This is a genomic window from Halobacillus sp. AWM4_238 (genome assembly GCF_056158265.1).
In genome coordinates this window covers 2,497,212-2,514,112 of the sequence record NZ_JBSWSY010000002.1, presented here as the reverse complement: position 1 = coordinate 2,514,112, position 16,901 = coordinate 2,497,212, and the positions used below count along the sequence as shown (strand labels likewise).

Genomic DNA, 16,901 nt, shown 5'->3' with positions numbered 1-16,901 from the left:
CTCATTAAAGGAGGAGCACTCATGACAGAACGTATCAAAGTAATGACGATTTTCGGGACAAGACCGGAAGCTATAAAAATGGCACCGCTTGTTCTTGAACTTAAAAAACGTACAGAGCAGTTTGAACCGATCGTTGCCGTAACCGCTCAGCACAGAGAGATGCTGGACCAAGTATTAAATATATTTGATATCGAACCTGATTTTGACCTCGATATCATGAAAGCACGGCAGTCCCTTGCTCAGGTAACCACTCGTGCTTTGGAAGGCTTAGACGAAGTGATGAGAGAAACGAATCCTGATGTCGTCCTTGTTCATGGAGATACAACGACTACATTTGCCGCTTCCCTGGCTGCCTATTACAACCAGATTCCAGTAGGTCATGTGGAAGCAGGATTACGTACATGGGACAAGTACTCTCCCTTCCCAGAGGAAATGAATCGCCAATTGACAGGTGTCATGGCTGACCTTCATTTTGCACCGACGAATAAATCTAGAGATAATCTTTTGGCTGAAAATAAGTCAGAGGACCATATCTTTGTAACCGGCAATACAGCCATCGATGCTTTGCAAACAACGGTTGCGGAAGATTATGCATCTGAGGTGCTCAAGGAAGTAGGAGATAAACGCCTAGTCCTTATGACGGCACACCGCCGTGAAAACCTCGGGAACAATATGAAGCAGATGTTTCGTGCAATCAAGCGCCTTGTACAAGAACATGACGACATCCAAGTCGTCTATCCCGTTCACCTAAATCCGGTAGTCAAAGAGACAGCAGATGAAATTTTAGGAAATGACGAGCGAATCAAGCTGATTGAACCCCTTGATGTTATCGATTTCCACAATTTCGCATCGAGAGCTCACTTGATCTTGACTGATTCAGGCGGCGTACAAGAAGAAGCTCCTTCCTTGGGTGTCCCGGTCCTGGTCCTTCGTGACACGACAGAGCGTCCAGAGGGAATTGAAGCTGGTACGTTGAAGCTCGCAGGAACGGAGGAGGATCATATCTTCCATCTTGCTCATGAATTGTTATCAGACGACAAGAAACATGAAGCGATGGCCAAAGCCTCCAATCCATATGGTGATGGACAAGCATCTGCACGTATCGCAGAAGCGATTCGTTACTTCTTCAAACATCGCGATGACAAGCCTGCACCATTTGAAATTGAATAAGCTTTATGCAAAAGGACGAGGTCACTATGACCTCGTCCTTTTTGGTTTATCCTCTAATCAGGGAAGAATATGACTGCTTACTGATAAATAACAAAAACTCACCTATAAAAGTACGAAAGCCACTGATAAAAGCTCAAAAGTCCCTGATAAAAAACGAAACCCACCGATAAATACCTGAAACCCACTGATAACATCCTGGCAATGCCCACTTGAACGATGAAAACCGCATCCCTCAGTGCCAACTACTCTTGAAGATCGACGTAAAAATGACTGAAAGATAAGCTGGAGCTTTCGCATAAACGTGTAGCAATAACAAATGCTATGAAAAAAGGAGCACAAGTTTATGCGATATGGGATTCTCTTTTTTACATGCCTCTTTCTTTTGACCGGATTCAGTGCTCCTGACCCGAACGATGAAGTGACTATCATTGTCGAATTAAAGGAATCGCCCGAGAGTTTCTTAAGAGAAGTAGAAAGAAGACTCCCGAGACTTGAAGTGGTGACGAGTTACGACACCATTTTTTACGGAGTAGCCATTAGAGGGACGGCAGAAGAGCTGGAAAAAGTGGCGCGGATGGAAGCTGTAAAGAATCAGTATCCCATCCACACCTATGAAGCACTAGAGGTGGAGGAAGGTGCATCTTTTTCTACTGCGTCCATTCGAAAGCAGATGCGCCATTCACAAACAGGGAAAGGTGTGAAGGTCGGTATTATCGATACGGGGATCGACTACAACCACCCGGATTTGAAAAAGAATTACAAAGGCGGTTATGACACGGTTGATTTTGATGACGATCCTATGGAAACCGAGGAGGAGGAGGGGGCGACGATTCATGGCACCCATGTCGCCGGTGTTGTAGGAGCGAATGGAGAAATGGTGGGGATTGCATCAGATGCTGATCTCTATGCCTACCGGGCGTTAGGGCCTGGAGGGGTGGGATCATCTGTCCAAGTGATTGCAGCGATAGAAGAAGCGGTTAAAGATGGAATGGATGTGATCAACCTTTCCCTGGGAAACGATGTAAACGGTCCGGACTGGCCCACGACCCACGCCGTCAATAAAGCGGTAGAGTTAGGTACCGTTGTTGTTGTCGCTGCAGGTAATTCAGGTCCGAATGGTTGGACGATTGGATCGCCGGCTACTTCTTCTGATGCCATCACAGTAGGGGCTTCAGCTTTATCTATGAAGGCCCCTGTTCTCATAGTTCCGGGTGAAAAGGAGAGAGTGTTGATTCAAACGATGTCCGGGTCGGCTCCTTGGGAGTTATCAAAAAAATATCCAGTCACCTATGCCGGGACTGGGGAAGAAGAGTTTGGCGATGTACGTGGGGATATTGTTTTGTTTGAACGAGGAAGTATTCCCTTCAGTCATAAAGCTTTAAAAGCCTACCAAAAAGGAGCGGTAGCTGTTCTCATTTACAACAATGAAGATGGAAACTTCCGCGGAGGATTAGATGGGGTGGAACTCCCTATTCCTGTAGCTTCTCTATCAAACGAAGCAGGAAAATGGTTGAAGGAAAAGGTGATCCAACAAAATCAATGGGTCGAAACGTTGAATGTTTCTTTGGGCGATCAGGTTGCTCCCTTCAGCTCGAGAGGCCCTGTTACAACGAATTGGGAAATTAAACCGGACATACTTGCACCTGGAGTGGATATATACAGTACCGTTCCAGGCGGATACCAATCCCTGCAAGGGACGAGCATGGCTGCTCCTCATGTAGCTGGGATGGCAGCGTTGATGAAAGAGGCGCATCCGCATTGGAGTCCAGCAGAAATCAAACAGGCACTAACAAGTACGGCGGATCTGATTCTAACGGGCAAACAGCCTTTTCCTCCAACAGAGCAAGGAGCTGGCTTTGTAGATGTGAATGAAGCTTTGGACCCTGAACTGCTCATAGAACAAAGCTCGCTATCTTTCGGTAAGATAGAAGACCGGCTCTATCGAAAGCAAATGCCACTGACGATTAAGAATTTAAAAGACGAATCTGTGACCCTTTCCATTGAAAAACCGCCCATGGAAAGTGGAGTTTCTTGGACGGTGCCCATGTCGGTAGAGATCGACCCTGGGCAAACACAGGAACTGTCTGTTGAACTTCGTGTGTCTGCGGCTTTTGTAGATGACGGTGTTCATGAAGGTTTCCTTAAAGTAGAAGAGGGAGAGAAGGAGTACACAATCCCTTATGTATATGTGAAAGAGACGTCGAGTTATGAGATCGTTTCAGGTTTTGAAGTAGAGACGTCCTGGCAGAACGATCGAGTGGCCGATTACCGCTTTCACTTAGCGGAAGGTGTAGAAGCATTGAGAGTGGATCTATACCGCGTAGGAACAATGTTAACAGCGGGTACTCTATTAGATGTCAAAGATCTGCAAGCTGGGTTGATCGAAGGAGAAGTCGATATAGATCAAATGAACCTGGATGGTACCTATCTCGCTGTCGTTACGGTTGGAACGGATAAAAAAGAGTCCGTCTACTCGTTTCCTATTTATATAGAAAGAACTAGGTGAAAACGTTGCGCTCTGAAGCGCAGCGTTTTCTATATGGTGGAAGAATAATGCGGGAGGACCAATGATTAGAAAAGATAATTTTTGTATTGTGTCCCATATTTTTGAAGCATGTGTAAATTCGTCGTAAATGTGACGAAAATGTGATCGAATTTTGTCTTTCATTTGTACTTTTACTCACAAACTCATTGACATCATACCACCCCTATTGTATTCTTACATAGTGTGGAATGATAAGGTTTTCATAGGTGACATACAAGGTTTTCAGCCACTAGAAAAATGTGGAGGAAGAGCGGATGAAACAGACCGGACCACCCTTCAAAGCGATGGCTTTAACCAGCATGATCACATCCCAACTCGCAGGCGGCCCTTTAGCCGGCGTTTTCCTCGGGAAATGGATCGATCATCACTTTTCCACAGAACCCATTTTCTTAATCATAGGATTACTCCTCGGGTTAGGGGCAGGTACATATGGGACCATTCATTTAGTACGGACGTACACGGGAGACGATTGACATGCAGCAAGGATATCAACAAATGATGACCCGTCAGCGAAAATGGATGTTCTACCTTCTGGCTTTATTTGTACTTGGTTGGGGCATCACCCCTTGGCAACCGATTTTCCTCGGACTTCTGTTAGGAAGTGCATTGAGCTTCTACAACCTCTGGCTCATGCAAAGAAAGATTCGCAAGCTTGGCGAAGCTTCCGCAGATAACCGCTCCGTTAGAGGAATAGGTACGTTTACGCGATTGGCTTCCGGCGCACTAGCCGTAGTCATTGCCCTTCAGTTTGAAGAATATTTCCATTTGATTGCAGTAGTTTTGGGCTTAATGGCAGCCTATATTGTCATTTTAATAGATTATCTGTTCAATAAATCAACAGTTTAGCATGATGGAAGGTAGGTGAACAGTTTGAATCACGAAGCACCGATGTGGGAGGATGCGTTTGGAATCTCTTGGTTGGATTTCAACTTATCAAACGTTTTGATGATGTTTGTCGCGTCATTAATCGTATTCATCCTCGGCGTAGCGGCGACAAGAAACATGCAGCGATATCCGACAGGTTTTCAAAATTTCATGGAATGGCTGATCGATTTCATCAAAGGAATTATCGGTTCCAACATGGATTGGAGAACAGGTAGGCTCTTTTTACCGCTGGGACTGACATTATTCGCCTACATATTCGTAGCGAACATGCTCGGGGTTGTCACGAATGGTGTGGTTGGACACACACTATGGTGGAAGTCACCGACAGCTGATCCGGGGATCACTTTGACACTCGCGACACTAGTCGTCGTATTGTCCCATTATTATGGAGTGAAACTGCGGGGAGGTAGCGAATATGCAAAAGGATTTGTACGTCCATTGCCGTTCTTGCTACCATTCAAGATTATTGAGGAGTTCTCGAACACGTTGACTCTTGGTCTGCGTCTTTACGGGAACATTTATGCAGGTGAAATCCTATTGAGCTTGCTCGTTGGACTTGCAGCGACTGGCGTAGGTGGGTTTATCGGAGCGACCGTTCCGATGATTGCATGGATGGGCTTTAGTACTTTCATTGGTTTCATCCAGGCGTTTATTTTCGTTATGTTAACGATGGTTTACTTGTCTCACAAGGTGAGCGAAGACCATTAATATAAAGCTTTATAATAATTTTTTTAAAAATATTGAGGAGGATTTTCATTATGGGTCTTTTAGCAGCTGCAATTGCAGTAGGTTTAGCGGCACTAGGTGCTGGTATTGGTAACGGTTTGATTGTTAGTCGTACGGTAGAAGGGATTGCGCGTCAACCAGAATTGCGCAGTGCACTTCAAACAACAATGTTCATCGGTGTTGCCCTAGTAGAGGCGATTCCTATCATCGGCGTTGTTATTGCATTTATCGTAATGGGACAATAATTAGGACGAGCATATACGCTTATGGCGAAGTTCAACTCCATCGATCTTCGCCTTTCCTTTATACCTTACGAAAACTTTATACCCAAAAGTCACGGTAAGAAAACTTCGACGGAAGCTGTATGAAACAGCGGAAGCCGGGTTTTTCGCTTGTCTAGCCCTAGCAACACGGTAGGGCTTTGGCATTAATGAAGTGTAAACCTGTTACGAGATGGTGTGGAGAGGAGTGAAAACTGTGCAAGGATTCACAGAGAGTCTGGTCCTCGGAGCTGGAGGACTTAACATAGGTGACATGATCATTCAACTTGTTTTCTTCCTTGGTCTACTTGCTCTTTTAGGTAAGTTCGCATGGGGACCATTGATGAACATGATGAAAGAACGTGAAGATTACGTAGCAAATGAAATCGACACGGCCGAAAAAAGTCGTGAAGAGGCACAGCGCATGCAGCGTGAAGCTTCGGAAGAGTTGAAAGCGACACGTCAGGATGCACAGAATATCATAGAGGATGCTCGTAAAACAGCAGGCCAGCAAGAAAGAGATATTCTTGAGTCAGCACGCACGGAAGCTGAACGCATCAAGGAATCTGCTCGCCAAGAAATTGAGCAGGAGAAAGAAAAGGCTGTCCAGGCCCTTAAAGATCAAGTGGCAAGTATGTCTGTCATGATTGCTTCGAAAGTGATTGAGAAAGAACTTTCACAAAAAGATCAAGAGGCGCTGATCAACCAATATATCGATGAGGCAGGCGAAGAGCGATGAGTCAATCTATCATTGCCAAACGCTATGCAGACGCACTTTTTCAACTTGGAAAAGAGAAGTCGAAACTAGAAGAGTTTGAATCCGAATTGGTCACATTACGTGATGTTTTTCGCGGCAATAAGGAAATCATCTCATTCCTGAACCACCCACGTTTCTCCATGGAACAGAAGAAAAAGTTTGTAGGCGAATCTTTTCAGTCTTTTTCTACTGAAATCGTCAACACTCTAAAGCTTTTGGTGGAAAGGCACCGTGAAGAAATCATTGTTGATATGATCGGTTTTTATATCGAAATGATGAACGATGCGAAAGGTATTGCAGATGCGGATGTTTATTCTGTAAGGGAACTTTCTGAAGCTGAGAAACAACGCATTTCAGAAACATTTGCACCGAAAGTAGGTAAACAATCCTTGAACCTCACGAATATCGTAGACCCTTCCATTCTAGGCGGCCTTCGTCTGAGAGTCGGTAATCGCATATTTGATGGTTCTGTCAGTGGAAAACTTCGCCGCATAGAGCGTAAGTTAGTTTCTGCGAACAATAGATGATAGGGGTGAAATGGCATGAGCATCAAAGCTGAAGAAATCAGTGCGCTGATTAAGCAGCAAATTGAAAACTATGAATCAGATATAGAAGTCAATGATGTGGGAACCGTAATCGAAGTTGGTGACGGTATTGCCCGTGCTCATGGTCTTGATAATGTCATGGCTGGTGAGCTCGTTGAATTCTCTAATGGTGTCATGGGACTGGCACAAAACTTGGAAGAAAGTAACGTTGGTCTTGTCATTCTAGGACCATATACAGATATTAAAGAGGGCGACGAAGTACGTCGTACCGGACGAATCATGCAAGTACCTGTCGGGGAAGAAATGCTTGGTCGTGTCGTAAACCCACTCGGACAACCCGTCGATGGACGTGGACCGATTGAAACGACAAAAACACGCCCAATCGAATCTCCTGCCCCAGGGGTTATGGATCGTAAATCCGTTGATGAGCCACTTCAAACAGGTATCAAAGCCATCGATGCGCTTGTACCAATCGGACGTGGGCAACGTGAATTGATCATCGGTGACCGTCAGACAGGTAAAACATCTGTCGCGATCGATGCCATTATTAACCAGCATGATCAGGACATGGTTTGTATTTATGTAGCGATCGGTCAAAAAGAATCAACCGTTCGTGGGACAGTAGAAACTCTACGTCGCCACGGTGCGCTTGACTACACGATCGTAGTAACGGCAAGTGCTTCTCAGCCTGCTCCACTACTATACCTTGCACCATATGCGGGTGTATCCATGGGTGAAGACTTCATGTACAACGGCAAGCACGTCTTGGTCGTTTATGATGACCTTTCAAAACAGGCGGCTGCCTACCGTGAACTTTCCCTACTCCTACGTCGTCCTCCAGGCCGTGAAGCCTTCCCAGGAGACGTTTTCTACCTACACTCTCGTTTGCTAGAGCGTGCGGCGAAGCTTAGTGATGCTAAAGGCGGCGGTTCATTGACTGCTCTTCCTTTCGTAGAAACACAAGCAGGAGATATCTCTGCATATATTCCGACAAACGTAATTTCCATTACCGATGGTCAGATATTCTTGCAGTCAGACTTATTCTTCTCAGGTGTACGTCCAGCGATCAACGCGGGTCTTTCCGTATCTCGTGTTGGTGGTTCCGCACAAATCAAAGCGATGAAGAAGGTTGCCGGTACGCTACGACTTGACTTGGCTTCCTATCGTGAATTGGAAGCATTCGCCCAGTTCGGTTCTGATTTGGATAAATCCACTCAGGCGAAATTGAACCGTGGTGCTCGTACGGTTGAAGTCTTGAAACAAGGTCTTCACCAACCACTAGCCGTTGAAAAACAAGTCATGATCATTTATGCACTGACAAAAGGATTCTTAGATGAAATTCCAGTCGGAGATATCACTCGCTTCGAATCTGAATTCCATAACTGGTTGGACAACAACCGTAAAGAGCTTCTTGCTCAAATCCGTGAGACAGGCAAGCTTGCAGAAGATGAAGACATGAGTGGTGCTGTGAAAGAATTCAAGAAAACGTTTGTCGTTTCTGAATAAATGAATCATAGCTAGAAAGGGTGGTGAAACAGCGTGGCATCCCTTAGAGATATTAAAGGTCGGATTACGTCAACAAAAAAGACGAAGCAAATCACGAAAGCGATGGAGATGGTATCTGCCTCCAAGCTTAACCGTGCCGAGCAGAATGCGAAAAAGTTTGTTCCGTATAGTGAGAAAATCCAGGAAGTCGTGGCAAGCATCGCCCAAGGTGGCGGAGATGCAAGTCACCCGATGCTTGAGGCCCGTGATGTCAAAAAGACAGGGTACCTCGTCATCACTTCTGACCGTGGACTCGCAGGAGCATTCAACAGTAGTGTTCTACGTAAGGTGTACCAGCAAATCAAAAGCAAGCATACGTCAGCGGAAGAATATACCTTGATTACGATCGGACGTATCGGGCGTGACTTTTTCCGTAAGCGGAACATGCCAGTGGATATGGATATCACAGGAGTATCTGATCAACCAGATTTCACTGATATCAAAGATATTGCTTCTGATACCGTACAGCTGTACACAGATGAAAGAATAGATCAGCTTTATATCTATTACAACCATTATGTCAGTGCAATCACTCAAGAAGTGACAGAGAAGAAGATTCTTCCACTGACAGACATAAATAAAGAGGGCAAAGCGAGTCAAAGTTCGTATGAGTATGAGCCGAACCAAGAAGAGATTTTGGAAGTCTTGCTTCCTCAATACGCTGAGAGCTTGATTTATGGTGCTTTACTCGATAGTAAGGCCAGTGAGCATGCAGCACGTATGACGGCAATGAAGAGTGCAACAGATAATGCTGATGATTTGATCGGAGATCTTACTCTTTCTTACAACCGTGCCCGTCAAGCTGCTATTACCCAGGAGATCACCGAAATCGTCGGCGGTGCAGCTGCCCTAGAATAGGATCTCTCGGATTTTGAACAGTAAGTTAGGAGGGAAATCGATGAGTAATGGACGCGTGACCCAAATCATGGGACCCGTTGTTGACGTAACGTTCGATGATGGACATCTCCCTGATCTTAATAACGCATTGCACGTAAGTTACGAAGCGAAAAACGAAAACGAAAAGAGCGTCGACCTTACATTGGAAGTTGCCCTTCACCTGGGTGACAATACTGTCCGTACCGTTGCCATGTCATCTACGGATGGTGTCATGCGTGGTACTACAGTTACGGATACAGGTAACCCGATTTCTGTACCTGTAGGGGAAGTAACTCTTGGACGCGTATTTAACGTAGAAGGAAACACGATTGACCTGGATGAGCCAATTGGTGATGTACGTCGTGACCCAATTCACCGCGAAGCTCCTAAATTTGAAAACCTGGCTACAGAAACAGAGATCCTTGAAACAGGAATCAAAGTTGTAGACCTTCTAGCCCCTTATGTCAAAGGTGGTAAAATCGGTTTGTTCGGTGGTGCCGGTGTAGGTAAAACCGTACTGATCCAGGAATTGATCAACAACATCGCACAAGAGCACGGCGGTATTTCCGTATTCGCTGGTGTTGGTGAGCGTACACGTGAAGGAAATGACCTTTACTATGAAATGACCGACTCAGGAGTTATCAAGAAGACTGCCATGGTATTCGGACAGATGAACGAGCCACCTGGAGCACGTATGCGTGTGGCCCTATCTGGACTAACGATGGCCGAATACTTCCGTGATGAAGAGGGACAAGATGTTCTATTCTTTATCGATAACATTTTCCGTTTCACCCAAGGTGGTCTTGAAGTTTCTGCCCTGCTTGGTCGTATGCCATCAGCCGTTGGTTACCAGCCGACGCTTGCTACAGAAATGGGTCAGCTTCAGGAGCGAATCACGTCTACAGACAAAGGTTCCGTAACATCCATCCAGGCGATCTATGTCCCTGCCGATGACTACACGGACCCAGCGCCTGCGACAACCTTCGCCCACTTGGATGCAACAACAAACCTTGAGCGTAAGCTGTCTGAACAAGGGATTTACCCTGCCGTGGACCCACTTGCTTCCACGTCTCGCGCTCTGGACCCTGAAATCGTAGGCGACGAGCACTATGAAGTTGCCCGTGAAGTTCAGCGTACGCTTCAGCGTTATAAAGAGCTTCAGGATATCATTGCGATTCTAGGTATGGATGAACTTTCTGATGAGGATAAACAGACGGTTTCCCGTGCACGTCGTGTACAATTCTTCCTTTCTCAGAACTTCCACGTTGCTGAACAGTTCACTGGCCAGCCTGGTTCTTATGTGCCTGTTTCAGAAACGGTTAAAGGCTTCAAGGAAATCCTTGACGGCAAGTACGATGATCTTCCTGAAGATGCGTTCCGTCTAGTAGGACGAATCGAAGAAGTCGTTGAAAAATCAAAACAAATGCAATAAACAGGTCTGGTGGATAGAGGGGCTTGAAAAAAGTTCCTCTTCCGCTTCATGATCAGCCAAGGAGGAATACGAATGAGCACACTGACGGTGAGTGTAGTCACTCCTGATGGCCCGGTGTTGGAAGATGCATTTGAGATGGTGAGCTGTAAGGCGGAAAGCGGTGAACTTGGAATTCTTCCAGGACACATACCGATGGTCGCACCTTTGACGATCAGCGCTGTTCGTCTCAAAGGGGAAGGCAAATCAGATCGTATTGCGGTAAATGGCGGTTTCTTGGAAGTTCGTCCAGATAAAGTCACGATTCTTGCTCAATCTGCTGAAAAACCAGCGGATATTGATATTGATCGTGCCCGTATGGCCAAAGAACGTGCCGAACGTCGCCTTCAGGACAAACAAGCCGACATTGATTTCCAACGGGCTGAAATGGCACTCAAGCGTGCCTTGAATCGCTTGAATGTTTATGAGAACAACTTCTAAACTGCTTTCTTTATGAGAGCAGTTTTTTTGTGAAAAATACGGCTTTTTTCGTCAGAGAAATTTGGATAGTCCCGTCAAAAAGATGTGAAATGTCTATTATTGCCCGGGAAATGGAGTGGAACATTCCCTCTTTTGTCATTTTATATTCATTGAATGATGAAATAAGGGGGGATCTCGACAAACTTCAGGGAAGGAGAGTCACCTATGGAATCATACTTTGCGGAAGAAGCGATTCTCAGCATGACCTCACACTTAATTTTCATCATCATTACCTGGAGAGTTTTACAGTCGGTTAATTTTGATGCATTTTTCAGAAAGAACAAGGTCTTTGAAGCTAGAGCATTGCTAATTATAGTCACCATCGCTCTTGGTACAACAGTCAGCAACTTTTTTCTTGATTTTATAAAGTGGTCAAACAGCCTCATTTATTTATTTTAATGATGATAGACAAATGTCTAAAGTTGTTAGGAAATGTTCCGTATGAATGTCCTCTTCTCAGGTCAAACTTATAGTAAGTAAATGCTTGGGGAGGCATTCAAAATGAAAAGTGTTTTGGCTGGAATCATTGCTCTATTTATTATAGGAACAGGTGCTTATCCACAGGAAATGACAGAAGCTCAAAAAACTCTTATGGAATTTTCGTCATTTGCTGCGGATAAGCAGCTTGAAGTAAGTGGCTGGACGATAACGATGAAAGAAAAGGTGTCTAGAAAAAAGGCAGATCAGTTAAAGAAGGATCTTTTAGAGTTTTGGTCTGATCCTGTCGTTACGGAAGAGATTACGTTGAATGCCGTGAAATATACCGTCAAAAACAGTCATAAAAACGGACAAATCATCGAAATGTTTAGCATGATTGTTCCAAAAAATGCTTGGAGCGATGTAGAAGTGGTTTATGCCACAGAAGGACAGGGAACACCTTCATTAACAAACATCAATGAAACAAAGTTGAACGCAATATCCCGTCGATTCTTCTCAAGAAATGTCACTATTTTCACTTGTATTAAGGCCGAATTTAGTGGTATTATTGATGATGTTTTAGTGTATAAAATATTCGAACAAGCTTTCGACATAACAACAATAGATGAAATCGACGAAAACGGTTGGACAAGCAGGACCGGATACAGCCAAAAGTGGGATCAGGCCATTGATACAGGGGATCGATTGATGAACGTTCAATTCGCAACCCGAACTTTGGGCGGGGAGACAAACATCACGATTGGCACACCCATAATAACTGCTGAATATTAATAATAATGAATATGGACGCGGAGGAGAATGAACCTTGGAAAAAATCATCGTCCGTGGTGGGAGGCAGCTGAATGGTACCGTGAAAGCTGAAGGTGCCAAGAATGCCGTACTGCCTGTCATCGCAGCAAGTATTATCGCAAGTGAAGGAAAAAGCGTACTGCACGAAGTACCCGCTTTAGCTGATGTATATACGATCAATGAAGTGATCCGACATATGAATGCAGATGTAAATATGGTGGGGAACACAGTCACGGTAGATGCTTCTAATGAATTGGAAACAGAAGCACCAATTGAATATGTGAGGAAAATGCGCGCCTCTGTTCTTGTATTGGGACCACTTTTGGCCCGGTATGGCCATGCTAAGGTTGCCATGCCTGGTGGATGTGCCATTGGTTCACGTCCGATAGATCAACACCTTAAAGGCTTTGAAGCCATGGGTGCTGAAGTAACTGTCGGAAATGGTTATGTTGAGGCTGAAGTAAACGGCCGCCTTAAAGGTGCAAAAATATACTTCGATGTTCCAAGTGTTGGTGCGACAGAGAACGTCATGATGGCTGCAGCTCTTGCAGAAGGAAAGACGATTCTTGAAAATTGTGCGAAAGAACCGGAAATTGTCGACCTGGCTAACTACTTGAATAAGATGGGTGCAAACATCGTCGGTGCAGGTACAGAAACCATCCGAATCGAAGGTGTAGAAAAGCTTATCGGTACGACTCACACCATCATCCCAGACCGAATTGAAGCAGGAACGTTCATGGTAGCTGCAGCGATTACCGGTGGAAATGTTCTCGTACAAGGTGCCATGCATGAACATTTACGTCCTCTTGTATCGAAAATGGAAGAGATGGGCGTAATCATTCAAGAAGAAGAAAGTGGTCTTCGTGTTATCGGACCAGATATTCTTCAAGCCACAGACATTAAAACGATGCCACACCCTGGCTTCCCAACAGATATGCAATCTCAAATGATGGCTCTCATGCTGAATGCAGCAGGAACGAGTGTCATTACGGAAACGGTTTTTGAAAATCGATTCATGCATGTTGAAGAATTCCGTCGTATGAACGCGAATTTGAAAATTGAAGGCCGCAGTGTCATCGTAGATGGACCATCATCCTTACAAGGTGCAGAAGTTGCTGCTACTGACTTGAGAGCAGGAGCTGCCCTAATCCTTGCCGGTTTAGTTGCTGATGGCTATACAAGAGTAACTGAGCTTAAGCATTTAGATCGCGGATATGTGGATTTTGCTGAGAAATTAGCAGCACTCGGTGCTGATATCGAACGTGTTAGAGAAGAAGAAATTTATTCAGAAGACCACGAACCAAGCGAATCAGTATCGACATTATAATATACATCTTTGCAGCTTGCCTGTTTCAATATTTTTGAAATAGGCAAGCTTTTTTAGTTCTATCATTTTCTATTTCTGGATACAATTTTAGTAGAGGGATTTACTTTGTAACCAGGAGGATGCGGATGAAAAAAAACAATGGTATTGGAATCCTTGCTGTATGTGGTTTATTTGCAACAATACTTATCCTACCAACAATGATCGTCGTCCCATTTACGAATTCCGGGGGTACAGAAGAAGTGAAAGAGACTCCGCAAACGGAAGAGGTCGTGAGCGTGGAACAATCTGCGTTTGACGTTAAAGTATTGCGTAGCACCACAAAAGAAATTGAGGAAGTACCTTTAGAAAATTATGTTGCTCGAGTTGTTGCTTCTGAGATGCCCGTGAATTTTGAGATGGAAGCACTAAAAGCACAAGCCCTTGCTGCAAGAACTTATATTACCCGCCATTTGGTCGAACGTGAGAAAGTGTCTGCAGAAGCAGATGTTACTGACACGGTTAGCCACCAGGTCTATAAAGACGAGAATCAACTGCGAAGTCAGTGGAAAGACAGTTTTGAAGAAAATATGAAAAAAATCACAGAGGCTGTCAACGCTACAAAAGGTGAAATCATTACGTACGATCATAAGCCGATTACAGCAGCATTCTTTTCAACGAGCAATGGGTACACAGAAAACGCCGGGGATTATTGGGAGCATGATATCCCATACCTACAAAGTGTAGAGAGTCCGTGGGACCAGGAATCACCGAAATTCGCTGATCAAAAAATCATCACAGTTTCAGCACTTGAACAGACTTTAGGTGTAAGTATAGGGGCAGGAATTCAACAGACAACGATGACGAAGACTGAAGGGAACCGCGTAGATGAAGTTCATTTCGGGGATCAATCATTTTCCGGAAGAGAAATCCGTGAAAAAATCGGGCTGCCCTCCAGTGACTTCAGCATTAAGCAAAAAGGAGAACATGTCATTTTCACAACGAAAGGGTACGGTCATGGCGTTGGAATGAGCCAATACGGTGCCAATGGTATGGCGAAATCAGGCAAAGATTATAAGGACATCATTCATCACTACTACCAGAACACAGAAATTGCTCCTTTAAGCACACAAACAGCTTCCTTAACCATTGAAAAAGAAGAAACCGTAAACTAAAGAGCTGCCCCAAGCAGCTCTTTTTTTGTTCAAACTTATTGTCTTCAACAATATGGCAGGATTGTTGAAGACTCGATTTCGAGACTTTTGTTGAGTGGATGGGGGCTGCGGGGAATGACTCGCTTTCCGCGGGAGCGCGGTGAGCCTCCTCAGGCTAACGCCTTGCGGGGTCTCACCCTGCACTTTTTTCCCGCAGGAGTCTCCCCATTCCCCTCCGCCCCTTTATCATGGAAGATTATCGAAATCACTTCTAGAAGAATCAGCTTGTATTATTGAATGAAGAGGAGAATGTTAACCTCTCCACATTGGGTATTCAGGAAGTAAAAGCTCGATCCATAGCGCTTCATGCCTGCGTAGGAGGGAAGAGAGTCCTCTACTACATTGGTGTTGCAGGCATAATGTGTTCTATACCATGCTTCGTGGTCAGATTAGAAGCCATAGAAGTTAACATCCTCCTCTTTCCTTGTAAGTAAAGCAACTTATCCAGGAAATAGTTTCGAGATCCTCTTATGGTCAAGGGGCGGAGGGAAACGGTGAGACTCCTATGGGACGTGTGGGACAGGTGAGACCCCGGAAGGCGCAGCCTGAGGAGGCTCACCGCCCGCCCCATGGAAAGCGAACTGTTTCCCGGAGCCCCTAAACGCACACAAACGTCTCGAAACTGAGTCTTCAAGAAAAGGGAGCGTATGTTGAATAACGGTTCAATGAGTTAATAAATTTTCCCTGTGGATGTATATAATCCCAAAGAAGTGTTCAGAATGGTTTTTGAGGTGATGAACATGAAAGAGGAAGGTAAGAAAAGCGTGACTAAATTAAAGTTCAAACGCTTGATGCGCAAGAAGTGGTTGTATCCAGCATTGTATTTGTCAGTGGCGGCCTTAGTCCTTGTCGGAGTATTCTGGTATCAACAAGGTGCTGGTGATTTGGAAAATCAAATTGCAGAGCAGCCAGATTCCAAAGTTCAAGATGAATTTTTGACGGCGGACAACGAGAAAGAGACTGTACCAGTCATGGAACATCAGGAAAACTTGGAGATGCCAGTTGCTGATGAAAAAGCTGCATCCATTGTCACTAAATTCTATGATTACGACGCTTCCGAGCAAGATCAAGAAAGTGCACTGGTCCTATACAACAATAAGTATTACCAAAGCGAAGGCGTAGACATTACTAGAGAAGATGGAGAAGCTTTCGAAGTTACAGCAGCCTTGTCAGGAACAGTCACAGAAGTGAAAGAAGATCCGCTATACGGCAATGTTATTGAAATCACACATGATGAAAACCTTTCAACTGTGTATGCTAGTTTAGAAGATGTCGATGTATTAGCAGGATCTGATGTAGCCCAAGGTGATGTTCTTGGTTCTGCAGGTAAAAACTCCTTCGGTCAAGCAAGTGGTGTTCACGTACATTTTGAAGTACGCAGCGATGGACAACCTGTCAATCCTGAAGAATTTTTCGGTCAGCCAATGAGTAACATCATTGAGAAAGCCGGAGAAGAAGCTAAGGAAGAAGAGGATGCTCCAGCTGAAGAGCCACAAGAAGATAGCGAAGAGCCTTCTGAAGGAACAGAGCAATCTACCGAAGAAGAATTGAATACGGATGAAGATCCAGCTGGTTCTGAAGATGGAGAGCAAACACCAGATGAAGATAGTGCCTCTTCCATCTCTACCACACAGACTTAAAAAATGAGGGTTCTGCCCTCATTTTTTTATTTTTCTACTATTAACTTGAAAGGTTAGAGATGTCATACGTTTAAGCTTTTAGGAAGACTTGGATGTACATATGATGAAGAAATGGTTTTATATGGTATGGATCAAGCATGAAATTACAAGAAATCACATCAGCTCATGCATCATCTGGCATATCTTAGAACTTTTATTAATACAATGAGGATAACCGAGCACTCGGTAACATCCAGGGTGATCCAGCATGATTTAACATC

The 16,901-nt window shown here is 44.6% G+C and carries 17 protein-coding genes; all 17 read left to right on the top strand.

Translation table 11 applies throughout. From position 1 onward, the window contains the following. The first annotated feature begins 21 nt into the window (after positions 1-21). The 17 genes from wecB to ACXACN_RS12610 all read left to right on the top strand — a co-directional run bounded on the left by wecB (position 22) and on the right by ACXACN_RS12610 (position 16,641). The gene (gene wecB, locus ACXACN_RS12690) at positions 22-1,170 is read left to right on the top strand and encodes a non-hydrolyzing UDP-N-acetylglucosamine 2-epimerase (protein ID WP_474964892.1); all 1,149 of its coding nucleotides are present in this window, start codon (positions 22-24) and stop codon (positions 1,168-1,170) included. A gap of 343 nt (positions 1,171-1,513) precedes the next feature. Continuing rightward, positions 1,514-3,676 (top strand): S8 family serine peptidase, encoded by a 2,163-nt coding sequence (locus tag ACXACN_RS12685; protein WP_474964891.1) that lies wholly within the window; start codon positions 1,514-1,516, stop codon positions 3,674-3,676. 293 nt (positions 3,677-3,969) lie between these two features. Further along, positions 3,970-4,188 carry an AtpZ/AtpI family protein gene (locus ACXACN_RS12680; protein ID WP_474964889.1) on the top strand — a complete coding sequence of 73 codons (219 nt, stop codon included), beginning with the start codon at positions 3,970-3,972 and terminating at the stop codon, positions 4,186-4,188. A 22-nt stretch (positions 4,189-4,210) separates the two neighbouring features. After that, entirely contained in the window at positions 4,211-4,561 is a 351-nt protein-coding gene (locus tag ACXACN_RS12675; RefSeq protein WP_474964888.1) for an ATP synthase subunit I, read from the top strand. Between the two features lie 24 nt (positions 4,562-4,585). Further along, positions 4,586-5,308, top strand: a complete 723-nt coding sequence (atpB, locus tag ACXACN_RS12670; RefSeq protein ID WP_474964887.1) for a F0F1 ATP synthase subunit A — start codon at positions 4,586-4,588, stop codon at positions 5,306-5,308. Between the two features lie 50 nt (positions 5,309-5,358). Then, positions 5,359-5,571, top strand: coding sequence for a F0F1 ATP synthase subunit C (atpE, locus tag ACXACN_RS12665; RefSeq protein WP_014644824.1), 213 nt, complete (start codon positions 5,359-5,361; stop codon positions 5,569-5,571). 232 nt (positions 5,572-5,803) lie between these two features. Beyond that, a complete protein-coding gene (gene atpF, locus ACXACN_RS12660) occupies positions 5,804-6,325 on the top strand; it encodes a F0F1 ATP synthase subunit B (RefSeq protein WP_474964885.1) in 522 nt (173 codons plus the stop codon). Then, positions 6,322-6,870, top strand: a complete 549-nt coding sequence (locus tag ACXACN_RS12655; RefSeq protein ID WP_474964884.1) for a F0F1 ATP synthase subunit delta — start codon at positions 6,322-6,324, stop codon at positions 6,868-6,870. The genes atpF and ACXACN_RS12655 overlap by 4 nt, the downstream gene beginning before the upstream one ends. 15 nt (positions 6,871-6,885) lie before the next feature. Next, the gene (gene atpA / locus ACXACN_RS12650; RefSeq protein WP_474964883.1) at positions 6,886-8,394 is read left to right on the top strand and encodes a F0F1 ATP synthase subunit alpha; all 1,509 of its coding nucleotides are present in this window, start codon (positions 6,886-6,888) and stop codon (positions 8,392-8,394) included. 33 nt (positions 8,395-8,427) lie between these two features. Next, positions 8,428-9,291, top strand: coding sequence for a F0F1 ATP synthase subunit gamma (locus ACXACN_RS12645; RefSeq protein ID WP_474964882.1), 864 nt, complete (start codon positions 8,428-8,430; stop codon positions 9,289-9,291). Between the two features lie 40 nt (positions 9,292-9,331). After that, complete coding sequence (gene atpD, locus ACXACN_RS12640; protein ID WP_474964880.1) at positions 9,332-10,741, top strand: F0F1 ATP synthase subunit beta; 1,410 nt, start codon at positions 9,332-9,334, stop codon at positions 10,739-10,741. Positions 10,742-10,813: 72 nt separating this feature from the next. After that, positions 10,814-11,218 (top strand): F0F1 ATP synthase subunit epsilon, encoded by a 405-nt coding sequence (locus ACXACN_RS12635; RefSeq protein WP_474964879.1) that lies wholly within the window; start codon positions 10,814-10,816, stop codon positions 11,216-11,218. Between the two features lie 204 nt (positions 11,219-11,422). Then, positions 11,423-11,656 carry a DUF1146 family protein gene (locus tag ACXACN_RS12630; protein WP_474964877.1) on the top strand — a complete coding sequence of 78 codons (234 nt, stop codon included), beginning with the start codon at positions 11,423-11,425 and terminating at the stop codon, positions 11,654-11,656. Positions 11,657-11,758: 102 nt separating this feature from the next. Next, positions 11,759-12,466 carry a YwmB family TATA-box binding protein gene (locus ACXACN_RS12625; protein WP_474964876.1) on the top strand — a complete coding sequence of 236 codons (708 nt, stop codon included), beginning with the start codon at positions 11,759-11,761 and terminating at the stop codon, positions 12,464-12,466. 34 nt (positions 12,467-12,500) lie between these two features. Next, positions 12,501-13,811 carry a UDP-N-acetylglucosamine 1-carboxyvinyltransferase gene (gene murA / locus ACXACN_RS12620; protein WP_474964875.1) on the top strand — a complete coding sequence of 437 codons (1,311 nt, stop codon included), beginning with the start codon at positions 12,501-12,503 and terminating at the stop codon, positions 13,809-13,811. Positions 13,812-13,936: 125 nt separating this feature from the next. Further along, positions 13,937-14,962, top strand: coding sequence for a stage II sporulation protein D (gene spoIID / locus ACXACN_RS12615; protein ID WP_474964873.1), 1,026 nt, complete (start codon positions 13,937-13,939; stop codon positions 14,960-14,962). Positions 14,963-15,765: 803 nt separating this feature from the next. Next, positions 15,766-16,641: a peptidoglycan DD-metalloendopeptidase family protein gene (locus ACXACN_RS12610; protein WP_474964872.1), complete on the top strand. Its 876-nt coding sequence runs from the start codon at positions 15,766-15,768 to the stop codon at positions 16,639-16,641. Positions 16,642-16,901: the final 260 nt, after the last annotated feature.

Coding starts and splice junctions, on each gene's coding strand:
- wecB (WP_474964892.1), top strand. CDS start 22: ATGACAGAACGTATCAAAGTAATGACGATTTTCGGGACAAGACCGGAA.
- ACXACN_RS12685 (WP_474964891.1), top strand. CDS start 1,514: ATGCGATATGGGATTCTCTTTTTTACATGCCTCTTTCTTTTGACCGGA.
- ACXACN_RS12680 (WP_474964889.1), top strand. CDS start 3,970: ATGAAACAGACCGGACCACCCTTCAAAGCGATGGCTTTAACCAGCATG.
- ACXACN_RS12675 (WP_474964888.1), top strand. CDS start 4,211: ATGATGACCCGTCAGCGAAAATGGATGTTCTACCTTCTGGCTTTATTT.
- atpE (WP_014644824.1), top strand. CDS start 5,359: ATGGGTCTTTTAGCAGCTGCAATTGCAGTAGGTTTAGCGGCACTAGGT.
- ACXACN_RS12655 (WP_474964884.1), top strand. CDS start 6,322: ATGAGTCAATCTATCATTGCCAAACGCTATGCAGACGCACTTTTTCAA.
- atpA (WP_474964883.1), top strand. CDS start 6,886: ATGAGCATCAAAGCTGAAGAAATCAGTGCGCTGATTAAGCAGCAAATT.
- atpD (WP_474964880.1), top strand. CDS start 9,332: ATGAGTAATGGACGCGTGACCCAAATCATGGGACCCGTTGTTGACGTA.
- ACXACN_RS12635 (WP_474964879.1), top strand. CDS start 10,814: ATGAGCACACTGACGGTGAGTGTAGTCACTCCTGATGGCCCGGTGTTG.
- ACXACN_RS12630 (WP_474964877.1), top strand. CDS start 11,423: ATGGAATCATACTTTGCGGAAGAAGCGATTCTCAGCATGACCTCACAC.
- ACXACN_RS12625 (WP_474964876.1), top strand. CDS start 11,759: ATGAAAAGTGTTTTGGCTGGAATCATTGCTCTATTTATTATAGGAACA.
- spoIID (WP_474964873.1), top strand. CDS start 13,937: ATGAAAAAAAACAATGGTATTGGAATCCTTGCTGTATGTGGTTTATTT.